Below are 19,823 nucleotides of genomic sequence, written 5' to 3'. Positions count from 1 at the left end.
TTACCCACCCACCAAGGGGATCAGCCGTAAAAACAACAGCTGCGAGTTTGGACGCAATGTGACAATGTCATCCAAGTTTTCTTGCTGTTGCTCATCGAGAAATACAAAATACAAACCGTCGGTAAATGCTTGTAGGACAAGGGCGATCGCCTCATCAACATTTACGTTTTGGTCGAGATCGCTTCCTCCCAAAACGACCTTTCCCTGCTCAATCCCCGCGTTAATTTGGGCTGGGCTTAGCACGTTGAGCACCCGGCACTGTTGCTGACGGGCTGCAAAGCCAGCCACTTCTCGATGAACAACCTGAGTGAGCAAATCCCGTAGCGTAACCACCTCTTCTTGCTTTAGGCCAAGCTGCCAGTCAGTAAATATGGGTTGAGTCTTGCCTATGACCTTCCCAGAAACGGTAAGTGTAGATGTCATAACCATTGCTGAATGCTTGGTGCAAATGTACTATATGGTCTTGCCAAGCAGTACCTCAAGCGCCAAACTTTGCAAAACCTTCAAATTTGAGGTCTATGCAGCCAGAGATCGACGCCTCAATTGAACTTGCCTTCAACGCATCTAGCTCTGTCTGACATACGTTCAGTGTTCCCCAAATTGTTAGCATGATGGAACTGACGGAGCCATGAAGCTCGAATTCAACATCAGTCTAATCATTTGCGAATTAATCGCAAGATTTAAATTCTTCAACAAGGTGTCGATACAGGCTAGTTTTTCGCCATTGACTTGCAACAAAATGGAGGAAAGGCCCGAAGGCGATCGCACCCTTTTCAAAGCGGTACTTTCTCCCGTGCAGTTTTTTGAGTTGGTGACATCTACAACAATTTGCGATCGGCTTGTTCCTTTGAGTGAGGCCGTCAGATCCGCTTGTTTATCTCAGCAAGTTACATTGCCCAGAGATAAAAAAACTGATTTATTTCAGGCAGCTTGCAGAATTTGCTCTTGGGTTCGTAGTCAACGTTATGCTCGTTCATTTCTACTAGATCGCCACAGGAGTTTTGATAGACTGCAAGACCCCGAAAGAACTGATTTGTGAGGTTTTGATAGGTTTACAATCTATCAAAACCTGCATAGCAAAGTACTAGGTAAATGGGTTATACCCTGGCTGCTTGTATAAAGTTTTGGGATTGTCAAGAATATCTGGTTTGTAGACCTGCTCTGCCCAGTCCTCTGGTTTGATTTCTTCGATCGCTACTGAAATCGCCTCTTCTCTGGATCCCAAAATTGAAACCACATCTTTGGCAATTTGCTCCGCCAGCTGAGCTTTCTTCTGTTCTGAGTGTCCAGGATAGAGTTTGACGCTAATGTGGGGCATGGATTTTCTCCTTCTCTTTACCGAACACAACTGACAACCATTCAGACGCAGGGTTTAGCTAGCATCTGAATGGTTGTTAGGAACTTTATTCAACCTACGCACTTATCACGAATCAACTCTTGAATAGGAATGTAACATACAAAGCTGAAGCCGCTGTGTACTGCCTATCAACAATCATTAAACTCTGTGTCCCTGCGTAAGGTTGTAAGCGTTTTGCTTGCAGTTGTGTTACGGAGTCTTCCCTTTTGTTTTTCTAGCCGTGATTGCATGCTCTCTATTCCAGCATTTTGCGCTCCCTCCTGCTGAGCGAAGGTGAGCGCCTCAAGCATTCAATCCTTGGCATCTCTTAGGGCCTACACATTTGTGTTGGGTATTGAGTGCTTCGCATCCGATACCCAACACAAATATGCTCAATTTTGGGGGCTTGCGGAAGCCCTGACCTATGCCATTCGCTTCATGTCAATCGTTGTTGGTAATTGAATTGGTCCGATTAACCCCGGCGCAATGAGCTCCCAACCATTGGCTAACGTGAACCGTGTTCCGTCATCTGTTTCTGATTCCGAAATTACTTCTTCTTCCAAATCTTTTTTGGCAACGTAAACAAGTAAAGTTCCGGATGAATTGCGGCGTAGCATGACTTTCATGTGAATCTCAACCTAATGAAGAGCAATCTGTTTCAACCTGTTCTAATTCTTTTCGGCGACAACCAACGACAAATCCTGTTCCCAAGAAATGCACAGCATAGATGTATGAGGATTGCAGGAATGTACCAATACTGATGACATAACCGATCTCACCTTTTTTCGCCAATGTTGCACCAATATCTTTGCTAGGAAATGTACCATCGTTGCGGATGAGTTTCCGTGTTTGCACTTTTTGTCCAATTTCAAAATATGGCGGTAAATCCAGCTCCAATTCATCCGGTTGCATAAGCAGTGTTTCTCTCTGTTGAAATTTGTGTTTGATCAGTTGCGCTGTTGAGGAAGTAAACCCTAGGAGAATTTACCGTGGAGTGTAGATGTGACAAGGCACTAGGCTCAAAAGTTCATCGGCTGTGAGACTGCGTTTTACCTGAACAGCGCGATCGCGCACGGCCTGTAGTACAGCCTGAGTTTCATCCAGACTGAGCTTGACCCCATGCTGTTGTAACAGTTCCTGAACGAGGTGCCGACCCGAATGCTTTCCCACGGCAAACTGGTGTTCCCATCCAACTTCAGCCGGGTCAAAAGGTTGATACGTCACTGGATTTTGCAAAATGCCATGGGCATGAATTCCCGATTCATGGACAAAAGCATTTGCACCAACAACCGCTTTCCAAGGAGGGACTGGACAATTAGAGGCTTCTGATACGAGGCGAGACAGTTCTAATAAACGCTTGGTGTCAACACTCACATGAATCCCATAAATGCGTTTGAGGGCCATGACGACTTCCTCTAGTGCGGCATTGCCTGCACGTTCACCCAATCCATTCACTGTTGTGTTCACTGATAGAGCACCCGCTTGAATTCCAGCCAATGCATTGGCTGTGGCTAAGCCTAGATCATTATGAGTGTGCATTTCTATCGGGATGGAAAGCGATCGCGTCATGTGCTGCACTTTGTGGAAGGTCGTAAGAGGGTCAAGAATGCCAACAGTATCGCAAAAGCGAAACCGAAACGCCCCCAAACTCTGGGCATAGGCAGCCACATCTAGCAAAAACGACGGATCTGCTCTGGAGGAATCTTCACCACCGACAGCAACCGACAAGCCCTGATCAAGGGCCGCGTGCATCACGTCACGAAGCTGGTCCAGCATGACTCGCCATTGCCCGTGAAACTTAGCTGTGATTTGAATTTCGGAAACAGGGACAGAAATATGAACTCGTTTTAAGCCACACGAGATGGAAGCTTTGATATCAGACATCTTGGCTCGATTCCAGCCAAGTAACTTAGCCTTCAAGCCCAAATCAACGATTGCTCGGATCGCTTCTGCTTCTTGATGTCCCATAGCCGGAATTCCAACTTCCAGTTCTGGTACCCCGATCGCATCTAAAAACTTGGCGATTCTGACTTTTTCCTCAATGGTAAAAGCAACACCTGCGGCCTGTTCGCCATCCCGCAGAGTTGTGTCATTCATTTGAACAGCGTGGGGAGTAGAGTGGTGCATCATAATTCTGTACCTAGTCGGAACGAAGATCATCACCGCTAATCAGCATTGTCTAGCGTAGGCAGCAGGTTCTGTTGGGGACGAGGGGTTGTTTGTAGATCAACTTCGTCACCCAATAGGCTGTTGAGTGCGTAGGTGTAGATCGCGATGTAGCTGAGAAAGAAACCAACGATTGCCATGATGGTGAACATAAAACTCTCCTAATCTGCGCTGATTTTTTTGGAACATCTGTAACAGGATGATGACTACGGAACTGAAGCCTCTGGAATTTAAGTGAAAGTAAAGTGACTCAGTTGTCTTCGTCAATAAATGATCGAACTCTTTGAAAGAACTGAACCGAACGGGCTTAGCGGTTCTCTTTACAGATTTCTGGACTAGCCCAACATCGTTCCAACCAATTCACCAATTCGTGATGCGGTGCTGTAAATTGCTGGACGATGCTACGAACTAAAATTAACTCAATTCCATACTGGACTTCGACTTGTAGAGAACCATCTGTAGGGCAAGAACACGCAATCATGCATTCTTGCAAACGGTGACAGATGCACCAACGATCGCAGCGTGAAACAGCAATTGATTGTGCAAGTGAGCCATTAGAACTAGGAAAGGTTTGCATAGTTTTGAGAATGGGTTAGGGGTTGTTGTTTCAAGGTTTGCAGTTGCTGTTCCATGGCTTCAATTCGATCGACTAGAGTGCGGAGGGCGATCGCACCTGGGTCGGTGGACTGATCATCGTTCAGGAGATAGCTCTGTGGGCTGGTGCAACACAAGTTTCGACTTGGTACACCGACTGCAGTGCAATAGGCAGGAACATCTCGTATCACAACTGAGCTGGCACCAATGCGAGCATGATGACCAATGTGAATATTGCCCAACACCTTCGCATCTGCTCCTATCAGCACATGTTTTCCGATTGTAGGATGGCGTTTGCCTCGCTCTTTCCCTGTTCCACCTAATGTCACTCCTTGATAAATTAAGGTGTACTCTCCTACGATCGCAGTTTCGCCAATCACAACACCCATCCCGTGATGAATTACAGTTCCCTTTCCCAGAACAGCACCTGGATGAATGTCAATCCCGGTTATAAAGCGTCCTATATAGGAAATGAAACGGGGAAAGAAAGGAACATTTCGACGATGCAACCAGTGAGCAAAACGATAGCCAACCATGGCGTGAAAGCCTGGGTGGCAGCATAAGACCGCTAGCCAGCTATGGGCGGATGGATCTTGCTGAAAGATCATTCGAAAATCTTCAACGAGCGGGATGTTTGTTCCCACGGGTTGAATGGATGTTGTTTGCTGGCATAGGAGGCGATCGCAAGATTGTTGCATTGCTGCTTAGGTAAAAAGGTGCGTCGTGTCCTCTATATATCAGATACCTTTTCCTCAGTTTTTTGGTGTTAAAAGTTGAGGTTATTAAAAGTATTAAGGATGTACTCAATGCCCAAAATGGTGTGATGACTGGGGTTTGAAGATCTTTTGGAAATAGGGGGACTAGTATTTTGGCGCTAGGGTACTCGTATTTATTGTAGGGGGAGCCTGAAATGGTGTACTCAGGCTAAATACTAGACTGCACTGGGGTTTGACACGTTTCAAGGCAGCTTCAATCAAGCCTCAATTTGCACTCAACTTGTCATCTGTATCGGATCTTCTGTTAAACGATGCATGTAAGGGATTGAATGAAGGCGATCGCGCGATATTTCGCTGCTTTGGTTATGAATTGCATCTCAATTCAAACATTAATTTTTTTCGGAAAGTATCCCAGATGGCAAAATAAGATGTAAGAATGCTAGTTGAGATACAAAATATAAGTTTGAGAGAGTTGACTGGTAGCGTTACGCAAAGTTTGTTGAGAGATAAGTACCTTTAGCCACACGTAAATAAACCGCTGAAAACTGCCTCAAAGCTATAACTGGTGCGAGGTTTGGCTGAGTGCAAAAAAGCAAGAGCCTTAACCTCAAAAATACTAAATGCTATTGCTAGAAATACTCAATCCCCATCCCAAAAAAAATCTGTAATACAGACTCAAGTAGGGATAGAGAGCTTGAGTACATCCTTAATATTCCAATAATTTTGATCGGCTTCAGCGCAGCGATGCGATGGAGGACGGCTGGTATAACCCTATTAACGCCAGTCACTGAGTCCTCCAACTGGGAACACCATTTTCAATTGGCTCTCATATCGGGGTTTACGTGAGTGGAATAATGCATCTGCATTTCCACGGTGGCGGCTTGATCACCTAATTCTCTTGAAATTCTGATGACACCACCACTCACAACCCTTACGTCTGCCACAGAAAGTTCTCAAATTAAGGCAAAATCAAGTAGCTGTAGTTGTAGCAGCTCCAGCACCTCAACTGATGGGCTTGATGAAAAGATGCGGGCGCGGATTGAAAAACATCCTTGCTACAGCGAAGAAGCCCACCATCATTATGCTCGGATGCATGTTGCTGTTGCGCCAGCCTGTAATATTCAATGTAATTACTGCAATCGGAAATTTGACTGTGCAAATGAAAGCCGCCCTGGTGTTGTGAGTGAGTTATTAACACCTGAAGAGGCTGCCCACAAAGTTATGGTCATTGCAGGCAAAATTCCTCAAATGACAGTTTTGGGCATTGCTGGACCTGGTGATCCACTCGCAAACCCTGAAAAAACCTTTCGCACGTTTGAACTGATTGCCGACAAAGCTCCCGACATCAAGCTGTGTTTGTCTACCAATGGGCTGATGTTACCGGATTATGTCGATCGCATCAAACAACTCAATATTGATCACGTCACCATTACCATCAACATGGTAGATCCAGAAATTGGTGCAAAGATTTATCCCTGGGTGCACTATCGCCGCAAGCGTTACAAAGGCGTAGAAGCATCTCGCATCTTGCACGAACGGCAAATGGAAAGCTTGCAGGCTCTTAAAGAGGCAGACATTCTTTGCAAAGTTAACTCGGTTATGATTCCTGAAATTAACGATAACCACCTGATTGAAGTGAATCAGGAAATCCGCAAGCGGGGTGCTTTCTTGCACAACATTATGCCGTTGATTTCAGCACCAGAACACGGCACTCACTTTGGGCTGACTGGGCAGCGTGGACCTACTCCCAAAGAATTGAAAAAGCTCCAAGACCAATGTGCTGACAGCAACATGAAGATGATGCGCCACTGCCGTCAATGTCGTGCAGATGCGGTAGGGTTACTGGGCGAAGATCGCAGCCAGGAATTTACCAAAGACAAATTTATGGACATGACTCCGCAATATGATCTAGAGCTGCGGCAGGAAGTTCATGCTGGCATTGAAAAGTTCAAAGAAGAAATTAAGCTCACCAAAGCCAAAATTCAACCTAGTCAACAGGTGAGAAATAGTCCCAAAATTCTTGTGGCTGTGGCAACGAAAGGTGGCGGGCTTGTGAACCAACATTTTGGCCATGCCAAAGAATTTCAAATCTTTGAAGTGGATGCTAACGAGGCTAAGTTTGTTGGACATCGCAAGATTGACCAGTACTGCCAGAGTGGCTATGGCGAAGATGCCACGCTGGAACAGGTTATCAATGCGATCGCAGATTGCAAAGCTATTCTCGTGTCTAAAGTAGGCGAATGCCCCAAGGCAGAACTAAGAGAAGCTGGTTTGCATGTTGTGGAAGCTTACGACGTGATTGAAAAAGTTGCAAGAGAATTCTACGACCAGCATAGTCAAGAGTTTTGAGTCTTGAATTTTGAGAGTTAGGGATTGAAGTTGAGCCTAGATTCAATATTCAACCTCAATATTCAACCTCAATGTTCGTAGGCATTATCTGACCCATTACAACACTCTAAATTGGTGAGGTCAACGCATGAGTGCAGTCATCTATTTGGATAACAATGCCACCACAAAGGTCGATCCACAAGTAATGGAAGCAATCCTTCCTTACTTAACAGACTACTACGGTAATCCTTCTTCCATGCATTCCTTTGGTGGACAGGTGGGTAAAGCCGTTAAGGTGGCGCGATCGCAAGTTGCAGCCCTTCTAGGAGCTGAAGAGTCGGAAATTATCTTTACCAGTTGTGGAACTGAAGGAAACAATACAGCCATTCGTGCTGCTCTTGCAGCCCAACCCGACCGTAAACATGTCATTACGACTCATGTCGAACATGCTTGTGTCTTAAATGTGTTCAAACAGCTGGAAAAGCAAGGCTACACCGTTACCTATTTGTCGGTAGATCGGAGTGGGCAGTTAGACCTGATGGAGTTGGAAGCCGCGATTACGGGAAACACCGCTCTTGTTTCTACGATGTATGCCAACAACGAGACGGGCACTGTGTTTCCAGTTGAGCAAGTTGGTGCGATCGCCAAAGCTTATGGTGCAACCTTTCATGTGGATGCGGTTCAAGTGACCGGAAAGCTACCGCTCAATATGAAAACGAGCAGCATTGATCTGATGACCATTTCTGGTCATAAGCTACATGCTCCAAAAGGAGTTGGTGCGCTCTATATCCGACGTGGATTCCGTTTCCGACCTCTGCTGATTGGCGGACACCAGGAACGTGGTCGGCGGGCTGGAACCGAAAACGTTGTTGGCATTATTGGTTTGGGTAAAGCAGCGGAACTTGCCCAAATCTATCTACCAGATGTGGCAAACCAGCAAAAACTGCGCGATCGCCTAGAAGAAAATTTGCTAAAGATGATTCCTGACTGCGAAGTCAATGGAGATGTCAAAAATCGCTTACCCAATACTACCAATATTGGCTTCAAATACATTGAAGGAGAAGCGATTTTACTCTCGCTTGATCAGTATGGAATTTGTGCATCCTCTGGTTCGGCTTGTACTTCTGGCTCCCTCGAACCTTCTCATGTGCTGAGAGCCATGGGCATTCCCTACACCATCTTGCACGGTTCTATCCGCTTCAGCCTTTCTCGTTACACCACCGAGCACGAAATCGACAAAGTTTTGGCAGCCATGCCCAACATCGTCGAACGCTTGCGTTCCCTGTCTCCTTTCAATAGTGATGAAGCAGATTGGCTTCAAGATCGAGAAACAGCATTGGTCGTTCGTTCTTAATCTCTCTCCACACCTCTCATCTCTCTAATAACTGCCATGTGGGACTATACCGATAAAGTAATGGATCTCTTCTACAATCCCAAAAATCAGGGAGCCATAGAAGACGTAAATGAAGCTGGAATTGCAGTCGTATTTGGCGAGGTCGGTAGCATTGCCTGTGGAGATGCTCTACGGCTGCATTTAAAGATTGAAGTTGCTAGCGATCGCATTCTCGATTCTCGATTCCAAACCTTTGGTTGTACTAGCGCGATCGCATCCTCTTCTGCACTCACCGAAATCGTCAAAGGACGAACATTAGACGAAGCGCTTAATATCACCAATCGAGACATTGCTGATTATTTAGGAGGCTTACCCGAGGCGAAAATGCACTGTTCTGTCATGGGGCAAGAAGCGTTGGAAGCTGCGATTTACAAATATCGTGGTGTCGAAGTTTTACCCCATGAAGATGATGATGGTGCATTAGTTTGTCAATGCTTTGGGGTAAGTGAAAATCGGATTCGTCGAGTTGTAATTGAAAATAATTTGACCACAGTAGAACAAGTGATTAGCTATGTCAAAGCAGGTGGTGGATGTAGTTCCTGTCTAGCAGATATTGAAGACCTGATTGCCTCAGTACAGGAACAAACTGCAACAACCACTGCCAGGGTTGAAGCTGAGCTAATCCGCATTCAGCAAACCGGACAAGGACTCACCACCGTTCAAAAAATTACCCGCATTCAACAAACCCTAGATGAAGTTCGTCCTATTCTGCTGGCAGATGGTGGCGATGTGGAACTGTTTGATGTAGATGGTGATCTCGTCAAAGTTGTTCTCAAAGGAGCCTGTGGTTCTTGCCCTGGAAGCACCGCTACGCTCAAAGACATGATTGAAGCTCGGTTACGCGATCGCGTATTGCCTACATTAATTGTAGAAGCTGTGTAACAAAAGAGTCAGAAAAGAAGCAGTTTTATCATTTCTTCTCTTTCGTTCTGAGTCTTCACCCTCTTCCTTTATCCCACCTCGTCTATGCCATCCAACTCTTTAGCTCCAGTAGAGCGATCGCCGCCTCGAGCGACCTCTACTTCCTGATTTTCTTTTGAACTTCGAGTCCATTCACATTTCTATTTCTGTAACTCATGAATTCATGAAGGAGTCATTCAATGAGCGACGAAAAAATCAGACAAATTGCATTCTACGGCAAAGGTGGTATCGGTAAGTCCACCACCTCACAAAACACCATCGCAGGCATGGCTGAACTCGGTCAACGCGTCATGATTGTGGGTTGTGACCCCAAAGCAGACTCAACTCGCCTCATGCTACACAGCAAAGCCCAAACCACAATTCTGCACCTAGCAGCCGAACGCGGCGCAGTGGAAGATCTGGAGCTTGAAGAAGTCCTATTAACGGGCTATCGCGATGTCCGTTGCGTTGAGTCAGGTGGCCCTGAACCCGGCGTTGGTTGCGCAGGTCGAGGCATCATCACGGCCATCAACTTCCTAGAAGAAAATGGTGCCTATGAAGATCTCGACTTTGTATCCTACGACGTGTTGGGTGATGTGGTTTGTGGCGGTTTCGCCATGCCGATTCGGGAAGGAAAGGCTCAGGAAATTTACATTGTCACCTCCGGTGAAATGATGGCAATGTATGCTGCAAACAACATCGCTCGCGGTGTTCTTAAGTACGCCCACTCAGGGGGTGTACGCCTCGGTGGTTTAATCTGCAACAGCCGTAAGGTTGATCGAGAGCTAGAACTGATTGAGACTCTAGCGAAACGTCTCAACACCCAGTTACTTCACTTTGTCCCTCGCGATAATATCGTTCAACACGCAGAGCTGCGCCGTATGACAGTGATTGAATACGCGCCCGATAGCCAGCAGGCCGAAGAATATCGCACCCTTGCCAAAAAGATCATCGACAACAAAAATCTCTGCATCCCGACTCCCATCTCGATGGATGAACTAGAAGATCTATTGGTTGAATTTGGCATCTTGGGTGGTGAAGACGAATACCAGAAGGCAATTCAACAAGGCACCAAAGCTCCTGCAGGCATTGCTTAGTAGATAGATAGGGTTAGGTGCGGCCTACCCTACTTCATATCATCTCTACTCCCCTTTCGAACTCAAGCGTGAGCGGAGGATGAGTTGGACAAATCTCTTACTCTCGATAACTCTCATCCTCCCCATTTCCTTCCCATTTCCACCATGCGAGGCGCTTATGACATTCACAGACGAGAAACCAACCACCGCAGAAACGGCAGAACTAGACAAAAAAGCACTAATCCAAGAGGTGTTGTCAGTCTATCCCGACAAGGCCAAAAAGAAACGAGAAAAGCACCTGAACGTTTACGAAGAAGGAAAATCTGATTGCGGTGTTAAGTCGAACATCAAATCAGTTCCTGGTTCTATGACAACTCGTGGCTGTGCCTATGCTGGCTCAAAAGGGGTAGTCTGGGGACCCATCAAAGACATGATTCACATCAGCCATGGACCTGTAGGCTGCGGTTATTACTCTTGGTCAGGTCGCCGCAATTATTACATTGGTACTACAGGTATTGACAGCTTTGGTACGATGCAATTTACCTCCGATTTTCAGGAGCGAGACATCGTATTTGGCGGGGATAAGAAACTAGCGCAGCTGATTACTGAATTAGACGAGTTATTCCCGCTCAATCGGGGAGTATCGATTCAGTCTGAATGCCCCATTGGATTGATTGGAGATGACATTGAAGCTGTTGCCAAAAAAGCTGCGAAAGAAATTGGCAAAACGGTCGTTCCAGTCCGCTGTGAAGGTTTCCGGGGAGTGTCTCAATCGCTCGGGCACCACATTGCGAATGATGCCGTCCGCGATTGGGTTTTCCCTCAATACGATAAAGAAAAGAAAGCGGGAAACATTACGGAAGGAACTCCCTACGATGTTGCCATTATTGGTGACTACAACATCGGTGGAGATGCCTGGTCAAGCCGCATTCTGCTAGAAGAGATTGGTTTACGCGTTGTGGCCCAATGGTCTGGCGATGGCACCCTGCACGAAATGATCAATACGCCATCGGTAAAACTGAACCTGGTGCACTGCTATCGATCGATGAACTACATTTCTCGCCACATGGAGGAAACCTACGGCATTCCCTGGCTAGAATACAACTTCTTTGGGCCAACGAAGATTGCGGAATCATTGCGGGAAATCGCTTCCAAATTTGACGAAACAATTCAGGCAAAAGCGGAAGAAGTGATCGCCAAATACGAAGCGCAAACACAAGCCGTGATTGAGAAATACCGTCCTCGATTAGAGGGTAAAACGGTTGCCCTAATGGTGGGTGGACTGCGTCCTCGCCATGTGGTTCCTGCTTTCCAAGACTTGGGTATGCGACTGGTGGGCACAGGCTATGAGTTTGGTCATAACGACGACTACAAGCGCACCACACACTATGTGGAAGGCGGCACACTAATTTATGACGATGTCTCTGCCTATGAGTTTGAGCAATTTGTCAAAACTTTGAAACCGGATTTGATTGCCTCTGGCATCAAAGAGAAATATGTATTTCAGAAAATGGCGCTCCCCTTCCGCCAAATGCATTCCTGGGATTACTCCGGTCCTTATCACGGTTATGACGGATTTGCAATTTTTGCTCGCGACATGGATTTAGCGTTGAACAGTCCTACTTGGAAATTGATCGATACACCGTGGAAAAAGGAGTAGATAACCCGATGGGCAGATGGGTGAATGGGTAAACAAGTTCATTTGTTTGCATCCTTTTTCCTTACTCATCCACCCATTCAGCTCCCCCCATTGATCACTCATAGGAGAACCGCAATCATGGCTCAAAACGACATCAACAATATCAAAGATCACGTAGAACTGTTTCATCAGGATGAATATCAGGAACTCTTCGAAGCCAAGCGAGAGTTTGAAGGTGGACATACCCCAGAAGACGTTGCTCGCATTGCTGAGTGGACGAAAACTTGGGAGTATCGCGAGAAGAATTTCTCGCGCAAAGCCCTCACTGTCAATCCCGCCAAAGCCTGCCAACCCCTAGGTGCCATTCTGGCTGCGGTTGGGTTTGAAGGAACCCTACCTTTTGTTCATGGGTCGCAAGGCTGTGTCGCCTACTTTCGATCGCACTTCACTCGACACTTCAAAGAACCCTTCTCGGCCGTTTCCTCATCGATGACAGAGGATGCAGCCGTGTTTGGAGGACAGAATAACCTGATCGACGGCTTGGCAAATTCGTACAATCTCTACAATCCCAAAATGATTGCCGTCTGCACCACTTGTATGGCGGAGGTGATTGGCGATGACCTGCAAGCATTCATCAATAACGCTAAGACCGCAGGTTCTGTTCCCCAAGAGTTTCCTGTGCCTTATGCTCATACCCCTAGCTTTGTTGGTTCCCACATCACGGGTTACGACAACATGATGAAGGGAATTCTCACGAACCTGACCAAAGACAAGAAAGCAGAAACCACCAACGGCAAGATTAACTTCATTCCTGGCTTTGAAACTTACATTGGCAATTTGCGAGAAGTGAAGCGGATTTCTTCTTTGATGGGGGTGAACTATACCCTGTTGGCAGATAATTCTGACTACCTCGATTCACCTAATACTGGTGAATACAATATGTACCCTGGTGGTACGCCTATAACAGAGGCGGCTGATTCGATTAATGGAGAAGCCACGATCGCCTTCCAGGCCTACTCCACAACTAAAACTCGTGAATATATTGAGAAGGATTGGAAGCAGCCGACATCAGTAGTTCGTCCAGTGGGCATTCGCGGTACCGATGAGTTCCTAATTAAGCTCTCTGCCCTGACTGGTAAGCCTATTCCTCAAGAACTGGAGGACGAGCGGGGTCGTGCGGTGGATGCCCTGACTGACTCTCAGGCATGGCTACACGGTAAGCGAGTCGCCCTGTATGGCGATCCTGATCTGGTGATTGGATTGGTGCAATTTCTCTTGGAAATTGGTGCAGAACCTGTTCACATCGTTGTTACTAACAGTACTCCTGAATTTGAAGCAGAACTGCGAGCATTGTTAGATTCCAGTCCTTTTGGCCAAGGGGCTACTATCTGGGGCGGTAAGGACCTCTGGCACTTGCGATCGCTCCTCTTCACGGAGCCTGTTGATTTGCTGATTGGCAACTCCTACGGCAAGTATCTCTGGCGTGATACAAAAACCCCGTTCGTTCGTATTGGTTATCCCATTTTCGATCGCCATCACCTGCACCGTTATTCAACCTATGGTTACCAGGGGGCGATTAATTTGCTCAACTGGATTGTGAACACCATCTTGGATGAACTTGATCGCAACACGATCATTCCTGCTAAGACTGATATTTCCTATGACCTGATTCGTTGACGTTAGCGGTAGAGACGCTGTACACATAGCGTCTCTACCGATTCTCCCAGGACGCTTCTTATGCCTACTTTAATTCAGGATCACGCTCCTCCCTTCCTTCCTAAAAAGCGATCGCATCGTGGTCTTTTAACCCCATTGCGAAACTGGCTCGACAGCATTGATATTCGTCACCCTCAGTTTGCTCATTTCCTCTGCCGCCTCATCCCCTGCCAATGTGCCTTCGAGAGAGACGTTCACTTATTTGGTAAGACCTATCACATTCCTGCCCTGTGTAAGCTCAATCCTCTCTACGATGAATTGATGAGTTTACGATTCCGTGCTCTCGCCTATCTTGCGGACGTATGTGGTGAGGATGTCAACCGGTATATCTGCTAATTCGATTCTCGTTCCAGTACGATTCGTTCTCGTTCATTTCCCTACTCATCATTTCATTCTCCCACCCTTCCATTTTTCTAGTTCCTTTTCATCCTCTACCCAGGACTTGAGCCATGAGAATGACCCAAGGCAAGATTAAAGAATTGTTGGCCGAACCCGGTTGTGAACATAATCATCACAAGCGTGGCGATCAGAAAAACAAAGCCTGCACTCAACAAGCGCAACCGGGTGCAGCCCAAGGTGGTTGTGCCTTTGATGGCGCGATGATTGCACTCGTACCCATCACCGATGCTGCTCATTTGGTCCACGGGCCAATTGCCTGTGCGGGTAATTCTTGGGGCAGTCGGGGCAGCCTTTCTTCGGGGCCTACGGTGTACAAAATGGGTTTTACCACCGACTTAACTGAAAATGATGTCATTTTTGGGGGTGAAAAACGGCTGTATCAGTCCATTTTGGAGGTGCAACGGCGTTATCATCCAGCAGCTATTTTTGTTTACTCTACCTGTGTGACTGCGCTGATTGGAGACGACCTGGATGCCGTGTGTCAAACAGCAGCTGAGCAGACAGGAACTTCAATCATTCCTGTCAATTCTCCTGGCTTTATTGGCAGCAAGAATTTGGGAAATCGGGTCGGAGGCGAAGCGTTACTAGAATATGTCGTAGGAACCGCAGAACCGGAATACACAACACCTTATGACATTAATTTGATTGGGGAATACAACATTGCAGGTGAGTTGTGGAACGTTTTGCCACTGTTTGAGAAAGTGGGCATTCGGGTGTTAGCAAAAATTACGGGTGATGCTCGCTATCACGACATTGCCTGTGCCCATCGCGCCAAACTCAACGTTATGATCTGCTCCAAAGCGTTGATCAACATGGCGCGCAAGATGGAAGAACGCTACGGCATTCCCTACATCGAAGAGTCATTTTACGGTGTAGAAGATATGAATCAATGCTTGCGACATGTGGCATTGAAGTTGGGGGATGCCGCATTACAGGAACGGGTTGAACAACTGATTGCTGAAGAAACTGTACACCTTGATTGCGCCTTGAAACCCTACCGCGATCGCCTGCAAGGGAAGCGAGTCGTCTTGTATACCGGAGGCGTGAAAAGCTGGTCAATTATTTCGGCTGCAAAAGATCTAGGGATGCAAGTTGTTGCTACGAGTACTAAAAAAAGTACCGAAGAAGACAAATCTCGCATTAAGGCATTACTGGGTCAGGATGGTATCACGTTGGAAAAGGGCAATGCTCAAGAGCTACTGCGGGTGATTGCTCAAACTCAGGCTGACATGCTGATTGCCGGCGGACGCAATCAATATACTGCCCTCAAAGCTCGAATTCCTTTTCTGGATATTAATCAAGAACGTCATCATGCGTATTCTGGTTATGTTGGGCTGGTGGAACTGGCACGAGAGCTAGAGGAAGCACTGTATAGCCCCATTTGGGAACAGGTGCGGCAGGTCGCTCCTTGGGAAGTTACTCAAAGTTCCCCAATGCTGGAGAAGTTAGGAAGCAAAACAGACTCAGATCCAAATTCAAGAACTCAAATCATCACGTCGAAGAAGGCGATCGCCATCAATCCACTGAAGCAAAGCCAACCCCTGGGGGCCGCTCTTGCCTTTTTAGGTCTTAAGGGCATGATGCCGCTGTTTCATGGCTCTCAAGGGTGTACCGCCTTTGCCAAAGTCATGTTGGTGCGGCACTTTCGGGAAGCAATTCCTCTCTCGACAACAGCGATGACAGAGGTTAGCACCATCTTAGGAGGGGAAGAGAACGTTGAACAAGCCATTCTCACCATCGTTGAGAAATTTAAACCAGAAATCATAGGACTCTGCACCACGGGGCTAACCGAAACTCGCGGAGATGACATGGAAGGTATATTGCGCGAGTTTCGGAAGCGTCAACCTCAGTTGAGTGATCTTCCCATTGTCCTGGTTTCCACAGCCGATTTTAAGGGCTCCCTTCAGGATGGCTTTGCGGCTGCCGTTGAGAGCCTAGTCAAGGAGCTGACGAAGATCGATGACGCAATCCCTAATCAAATTACCATTTTGGCAGGCTCTGCCCTTACACCGGGAGATGTCCAGGAACTAAAAGAGATGGTAACTGCCTTTGGATTTACACCCATTGTTATTCCTGATCTGTCTCGTTCGTTGGATGGCCACTTGGAAGATGATTACAGCGCTGTAACGGCTGGAGGAACGACAGTTGCACAGCTACAGGAAATTGGACGCTCAGCCTATACTTTTGCGATCGGCGAGAGTATGCGAGAAGCTGCTGATATTCTGGAACGTCGGTGTGGCATTCCCTATGAGGTCTTTCCGCAACTGACTGGGCTGGGTGCGGTCGATCAATTCTTGCAAGCTTTGGCAGATTTAAGTGGAATTGAAGTTCCTGAATTCTATCGTCGTCAGCGTTGTCAGCTTCAAGATGCGATGCTTGACACCCACTTTTACTTTGGTGGAAAGCGCATCTCTCTGGCATTAGAACCCGATTTGCTCTATGTTATGGCCTGGTGGCTACACCACATGGGAGCCAAAATTCATACGGCTGTGACCACCACAAAGTCGCCGTTACTGGAACATCTTCCCGTTGAAATGGTAACGATTGGTGATTTGGATGATTTTGAACAACAGGCCGCTGGTTCTGACTTGATCATGACCAATTCCAATGGTGCTGCGATCGCCCAACGTCTTGGTGTTCCCCTTTATAGATTGGGCTTTCCGGTGTTCGACCGCCTGGGCAATGGGCAACGCTGCACGATTGGCTATCGCGGCACCACGCAGCTTCTGTTTGAGATTGGCAATGTATTTCTAGATATGGAAAAGGAGAACCATCATGAAAATTGCCTTCGCTACGAATGATTTAGTTCACATCGATGCTCACTTTGGTTGGGCAAGAAAGATAGCTGTTTACGATGTCACCCTGGATGGATATCAGTTTGTAGAAACGATTGAATTCTCTGGTGACTTGAAAGAAGACGGCAACGAAGACAAACTTGTACCCAAAATTGAAGCCCTGGCAGATTGTACGCTCGTTTATGTGTCAGCGATCGGCGGAAGCGCAGCCGCACGTCTAATTCGCAAAAAGGTAACTCCCATTAAAGCTAGGTCTGAGGATGAAGAAATTGATGATGTCCTCAACAAATTAGTCTTAACGTTGAATGGAAATCCGCCTCCCTGGTTACGAAAAGTGTTGCAACAGCAATCCCCTGCGATTCACTCATTAGAAGATACCCTACTCAGCAACTAAAGCAGCGATTTATGAATACTCCTGAACGCACGACGCTTGTTATGTCTTCTGACATTTTGGACACTCCTTTTGCCAAGGCGCTAATACAGCAAATTCGCGCCAATGATCCCTATGGCACCCTCCGCAACTGGGCGGATGAATTGCTGCTTAAGCCCTTTGTGGTGAGCAAAGCCCAGAAGCGAGACATCTCAGTAGAAGGAGATGTTGATCCAATTACAAAAGGGCGAATTATGGCCTTCTATCGGGCGATCGCCGCCCGAATTGAGCAACAAACCGGGCAACTCTCCCAAGTTGTGATTGATCTCAGCCATGAAGGATTTGGTTGGGCATTGATTTTTTCTGGTCGGTTGCTGATTGTGGTTCGTACATTGCGAGATGCTCAACGCTTTGGATTTGATTCACTCGACAATCTAATTGCTGAGGGTGAAAAGCTTGCCAATGCTGGGATAGACCTGGCAACACGTCATGCTGAAATTTGCAAATTATAGTGAGTGTGCTGGAGAATCTGATGCAATTCTGTAGACCTCAACCGGGCGAAACGACTCTCGACAAAGACGAACTAAAAACGCAAATCAAACGCTTAAACAGCAAAGCAGGTCAGCTCAAAATGGATTTGCATGATCTTGCAGAAGGGTTGCCTACGGACTTTGAAAATCTCATGGCTTTGGCAACAGAAACCTACGAGATTTATCACCAACTGAATGAACTCAAAAAACGGCTAAAGCAACTGGGGTAGGAATGATGAGCAAAACACTGGCTGAATTCAATCAACTCACCGATGCAGAACAGTTTTTTGACTTCTTTGATCTGACCTATGATCCCACGATCGTGAACGTAAATCGTCTGCATATTTTACAGAAGTTCTCTCGATTGATGCAGCAGCTTGATACGAATGGGTTCGATGAAGCAGAAAGTCTTAACCAATATTGCTTAGCCCTTCAGCAAGCATATGCGCTCTTCCAATCTTCTAACTCTTTGGAGCAAAAGCTTTTCAAAGTATTCAACGAGAAACCTCAAAACTTGGTTTTGCTCACAGAAATTGGGTCTGATTAATTGGCTTGGGCGATCGCCATTGACACGACATTTTTGCATCGTCCCCATGACACCACCACAAAAGAGAATGGACATGTTGAACTTAACCTCTACTGAGCTAGAACGCTATCGCCGCCAAATCACGCTTCCTGGTTTTGGGGAAAAGGCTCAACAGCGGCTCAAATCATCGACGGTATTGGTTACGGGTGTCGGTGGATTAGGCGGTACAGCGGCCCTGTATTTGGCAGTGGCTGGGGTGGGGCGACTCATCCTTGTACGGGGTGGCAATCTCCGGTTGGATGATATGAATCGCCAAGTTCTCATGACCGATGACTGGGTAAATCAACCGCGTGTCTTTAAGGCTAAGGAAACCTTGGAGGCCATTAATCCAGACGTTCAGGTGGATGCAATTTGTGAATACATTACCCCAGACAATGTGAACCAGCTGGTGCGTCAAGTGGATATAGCTTTGGACTGTGCCCATAACTTTACTGAACGCGATTTATTGAATGCCGCTTGCGTTCGGTGGAACACCCCCATGGTAGAAGCAGCTATGAATGATATGGAAGCTTATCTTACAACCATTGTTCCGGGCCAAACGCCGTGTTTATCTTGTATCTTTCCTGAAAAACCAGACTGGGATCGGCGCAGTTTTGGGGTACTGGGCGCTGTATCTGGAACGTTGGCCTGTTTGGCGGCTCTAGAAGCGATCAAGCTCGTTACAGGATTGGGGGAGCCCTTGTTATCTCAATTACTAACTATGGATTTAAGCAGACTGGAGTTTGCTAAACGTCGCCCCTATCACGATCCAAATTGTTCGGTATGCGGCAATGGTGCAGAGCTTCCTAAAGGGGTTGCACACTTGCTGTCATCTTCGTTGGTCTAATGGGTGCGATCGCCCTATGCCTGATGCTCATTATTTCAAGTAAACCAATCGAAAGCTGAGGAGAGCTTATGTTTCTAGTATTAACTGAAGTCGCAGAACTCCGGTTACGAGCATTCCTGCAAGCCAGCAGCAAAAGCGAGAAACCAGCCCAAGGGATACGGATTTCTGTGGAAGATGGTGGATGCAGCGGTTACCAGTATGCACTCAATTTAATTCATACCCTTAAGCCAGATGATTTACTCGTGCAGCAGGGGCGAGTAAACGTTTACATTGCGGCCCAGAGCGCATCCCTGCTAGATGGAGTTGTGGTTGACTATGTGGAAGGATTGACCCAAAGCGGCTTCAAGTTTACCAACCCTAATGCGACGGATACCTGTGGTTGTGGCCAATCTTTCCAAGCTGGAGACTGTTCACCTGCTGGAGTTGCGTGTCGCTAACTGACTCAGTTTGTAA

22 protein-coding genes are annotated in these 19,823 nt (G+C 46.9%); 14 read left to right on the top strand and 8 right to left on the bottom strand.

Features of this window, described 5'->3' with window-relative positions:
• From ACQ4M4_RS18665 to cysE, 8 genes are all read right to left on the bottom strand, one after another.
• Positions 1-423: a hypothetical protein gene (locus ACQ4M4_RS18665; RefSeq protein ID WP_430685963.1), complete on the bottom strand. Its 423-nt coding sequence runs from the start codon at positions 421-423 to the stop codon at positions 1-3.
• Positions 424-1,084: 661 nt separating this feature from the next.
• Positions 1,085-1,318: a tautomerase family protein gene (locus ACQ4M4_RS18660; protein WP_430685962.1), complete on the bottom strand. Its 234-nt coding sequence runs from the start codon at positions 1,316-1,318 to the stop codon at positions 1,085-1,087.
• 440 nt (positions 1,319-1,758) lie between these two features.
• On the bottom strand, positions 1,759-1,962 hold the full coding sequence (gene nifT / locus ACQ4M4_RS18655; RefSeq protein ID WP_430685961.1) for a putative nitrogen fixation protein NifT: 204 nt from the start codon (positions 1,960-1,962) through the stop codon (positions 1,759-1,761).
• 7 nt (positions 1,963-1,969) lie between these two features.
• On the bottom strand, positions 1,970-2,248 hold the full coding sequence (locus ACQ4M4_RS18650) for a nitrogen fixation protein NifZ (RefSeq protein ID WP_430685960.1): 279 nt from the start codon (positions 2,246-2,248) through the stop codon (positions 1,970-1,972).
• A gap of 72 nt (positions 2,249-2,320) precedes the next feature.
• Entirely contained in the window at positions 2,321-3,466 is a 1,146-nt protein-coding gene (gene nifV / locus ACQ4M4_RS18645; protein WP_430685959.1) for a homocitrate synthase, read from the bottom strand.
• A gap of 35 nt (positions 3,467-3,501) precedes the next feature.
• Positions 3,502-3,654: a hypothetical protein gene (locus ACQ4M4_RS18640; RefSeq protein WP_430685958.1), complete on the bottom strand. Its 153-nt coding sequence runs from the start codon at positions 3,652-3,654 to the stop codon at positions 3,502-3,504.
• Positions 3,655-3,809: 155 nt separating this feature from the next.
• On the bottom strand, positions 3,810-4,079 hold the full coding sequence (locus ACQ4M4_RS18635) for an Asr1405/Asl0597 family protein (protein WP_430685957.1): 270 nt from the start codon (positions 4,077-4,079) through the stop codon (positions 3,810-3,812).
• Positions 4,063-4,794 (bottom strand): serine O-acetyltransferase, encoded by a 732-nt coding sequence (gene cysE / locus ACQ4M4_RS18630; protein ID WP_430685956.1) that lies wholly within the window; start codon positions 4,792-4,794, stop codon positions 4,063-4,065. The genes ACQ4M4_RS18635 and cysE overlap by 17 nt, the downstream gene beginning before the upstream one ends.
• 1,044 nt (positions 4,795-5,838) lie before the next feature.
• Here cysE and nifB point away from each other — a divergent pair.
• From nifB to ACQ4M4_RS18560, 14 genes are all read left to right on the top strand, one after another.
• On the top strand, positions 5,839-7,161 hold the full coding sequence (gene nifB, locus ACQ4M4_RS18625; protein WP_430685955.1) for a nitrogenase cofactor biosynthesis protein NifB: 1,323 nt from the start codon (positions 5,839-5,841) through the stop codon (positions 7,159-7,161).
• 127 nt (positions 7,162-7,288) lie between these two features.
• A complete protein-coding gene (nifS, locus tag ACQ4M4_RS18620) occupies positions 7,289-8,494 on the top strand; it encodes a cysteine desulfurase NifS (RefSeq protein ID WP_430685954.1) in 1,206 nt (401 codons plus the stop codon).
• Between the two features lie 36 nt (positions 8,495-8,530).
• Positions 8,531-9,415: a Fe-S cluster assembly protein NifU gene (nifU, locus tag ACQ4M4_RS18615; protein ID WP_430685953.1), complete on the top strand. Its 885-nt coding sequence runs from the start codon at positions 8,531-8,533 to the stop codon at positions 9,413-9,415.
• 218 nt (positions 9,416-9,633) lie between these two features.
• A complete protein-coding gene (gene nifH / locus ACQ4M4_RS18610; protein WP_430685952.1) occupies positions 9,634-10,530 on the top strand; it encodes a nitrogenase iron protein in 897 nt (298 codons plus the stop codon).
• A 157-nt stretch (positions 10,531-10,687) separates the two neighbouring features.
• Complete coding sequence (gene nifD / locus ACQ4M4_RS18605) at positions 10,688-12,169, top strand: nitrogenase molybdenum-iron protein alpha chain (protein ID WP_430685951.1); 1,482 nt, start codon at positions 10,688-10,690, stop codon at positions 12,167-12,169.
• A 117-nt stretch (positions 12,170-12,286) separates the two neighbouring features.
• Positions 12,287-13,825 carry a nitrogenase molybdenum-iron protein subunit beta gene (gene nifK, locus ACQ4M4_RS18600; protein ID WP_430685950.1) on the top strand — a complete coding sequence of 513 codons (1,539 nt, stop codon included), beginning with the start codon at positions 12,287-12,289 and terminating at the stop codon, positions 13,823-13,825.
• 60 nt (positions 13,826-13,885) lie between these two features.
• Positions 13,886-14,200, top strand: coding sequence for a Mo-dependent nitrogenase C-terminal domain-containing protein (locus tag ACQ4M4_RS18595; RefSeq protein ID WP_430685949.1), 315 nt, complete (start codon positions 13,886-13,888; stop codon positions 14,198-14,200).
• Positions 14,201-14,313: 113 nt separating this feature from the next.
• On the top strand, positions 14,314-17,064 hold the full coding sequence (locus ACQ4M4_RS18590; RefSeq protein ID WP_430685948.1) for a bifunctional nitrogenase iron-molybdenum cofactor biosynthesis protein NifEN: 2,751 nt from the start codon (positions 14,314-14,316) through the stop codon (positions 17,062-17,064).
• A complete protein-coding gene (gene nifX / locus ACQ4M4_RS18585; protein WP_430685947.1) occupies positions 17,039-17,452 on the top strand; it encodes a nitrogen fixation protein NifX in 414 nt (137 codons plus the stop codon). The genes ACQ4M4_RS18590 and nifX overlap by 26 nt, the downstream gene beginning before the upstream one ends.
• An 11-nt stretch (positions 17,453-17,463) precedes the next feature.
• The gene (locus tag ACQ4M4_RS18580; RefSeq protein WP_430685946.1) at positions 17,464-17,940 is read left to right on the top strand and encodes a NifX-associated nitrogen fixation protein; all 477 of its coding nucleotides are present in this window, start codon (positions 17,464-17,466) and stop codon (positions 17,938-17,940) included.
• 20 nt (positions 17,941-17,960) lie between these two features.
• The gene (locus ACQ4M4_RS18575; RefSeq protein WP_430685945.1) at positions 17,961-18,188 is read left to right on the top strand and encodes a CCE_0567 family metalloprotein; all 228 of its coding nucleotides are present in this window, start codon (positions 17,961-17,963) and stop codon (positions 18,186-18,188) included.
• A 2-nt stretch (positions 18,189-18,190) separates the two neighbouring features.
• Positions 18,191-18,505: a nitrogenase-stabilizing/protective protein NifW gene (gene nifW / locus ACQ4M4_RS18570; RefSeq protein ID WP_430685944.1), complete on the top strand. Its 315-nt coding sequence runs from the start codon at positions 18,191-18,193 to the stop codon at positions 18,503-18,505.
• Positions 18,506-18,578: 73 nt separating this feature from the next.
• The gene (locus tag ACQ4M4_RS18565; protein ID WP_430685943.1) at positions 18,579-19,370 is read left to right on the top strand and encodes a HesA/MoeB/ThiF family protein; all 792 of its coding nucleotides are present in this window, start codon (positions 18,579-18,581) and stop codon (positions 19,368-19,370) included.
• A gap of 68 nt (positions 19,371-19,438) precedes the next feature.
• Positions 19,439-19,807: a HesB/IscA family protein gene (locus tag ACQ4M4_RS18560; protein ID WP_430685942.1), complete on the top strand. Its 369-nt coding sequence runs from the start codon at positions 19,439-19,441 to the stop codon at positions 19,805-19,807.
• Positions 19,808-19,823 lie beyond the last annotated feature (16 nt).

It is taken from the genome of Leptolyngbya sp. AN02str, assembly GCF_050565595.1.
GTDB lineage: Bacteria > Cyanobacteriota > Cyanobacteriia > Elainellales > Elainellaceae > Kaiparowitsia.
The sequence above is the reverse complement of the archived record's forward strand: the minus strand, read 5'-3'. Positions and strand labels throughout refer to the sequence as shown.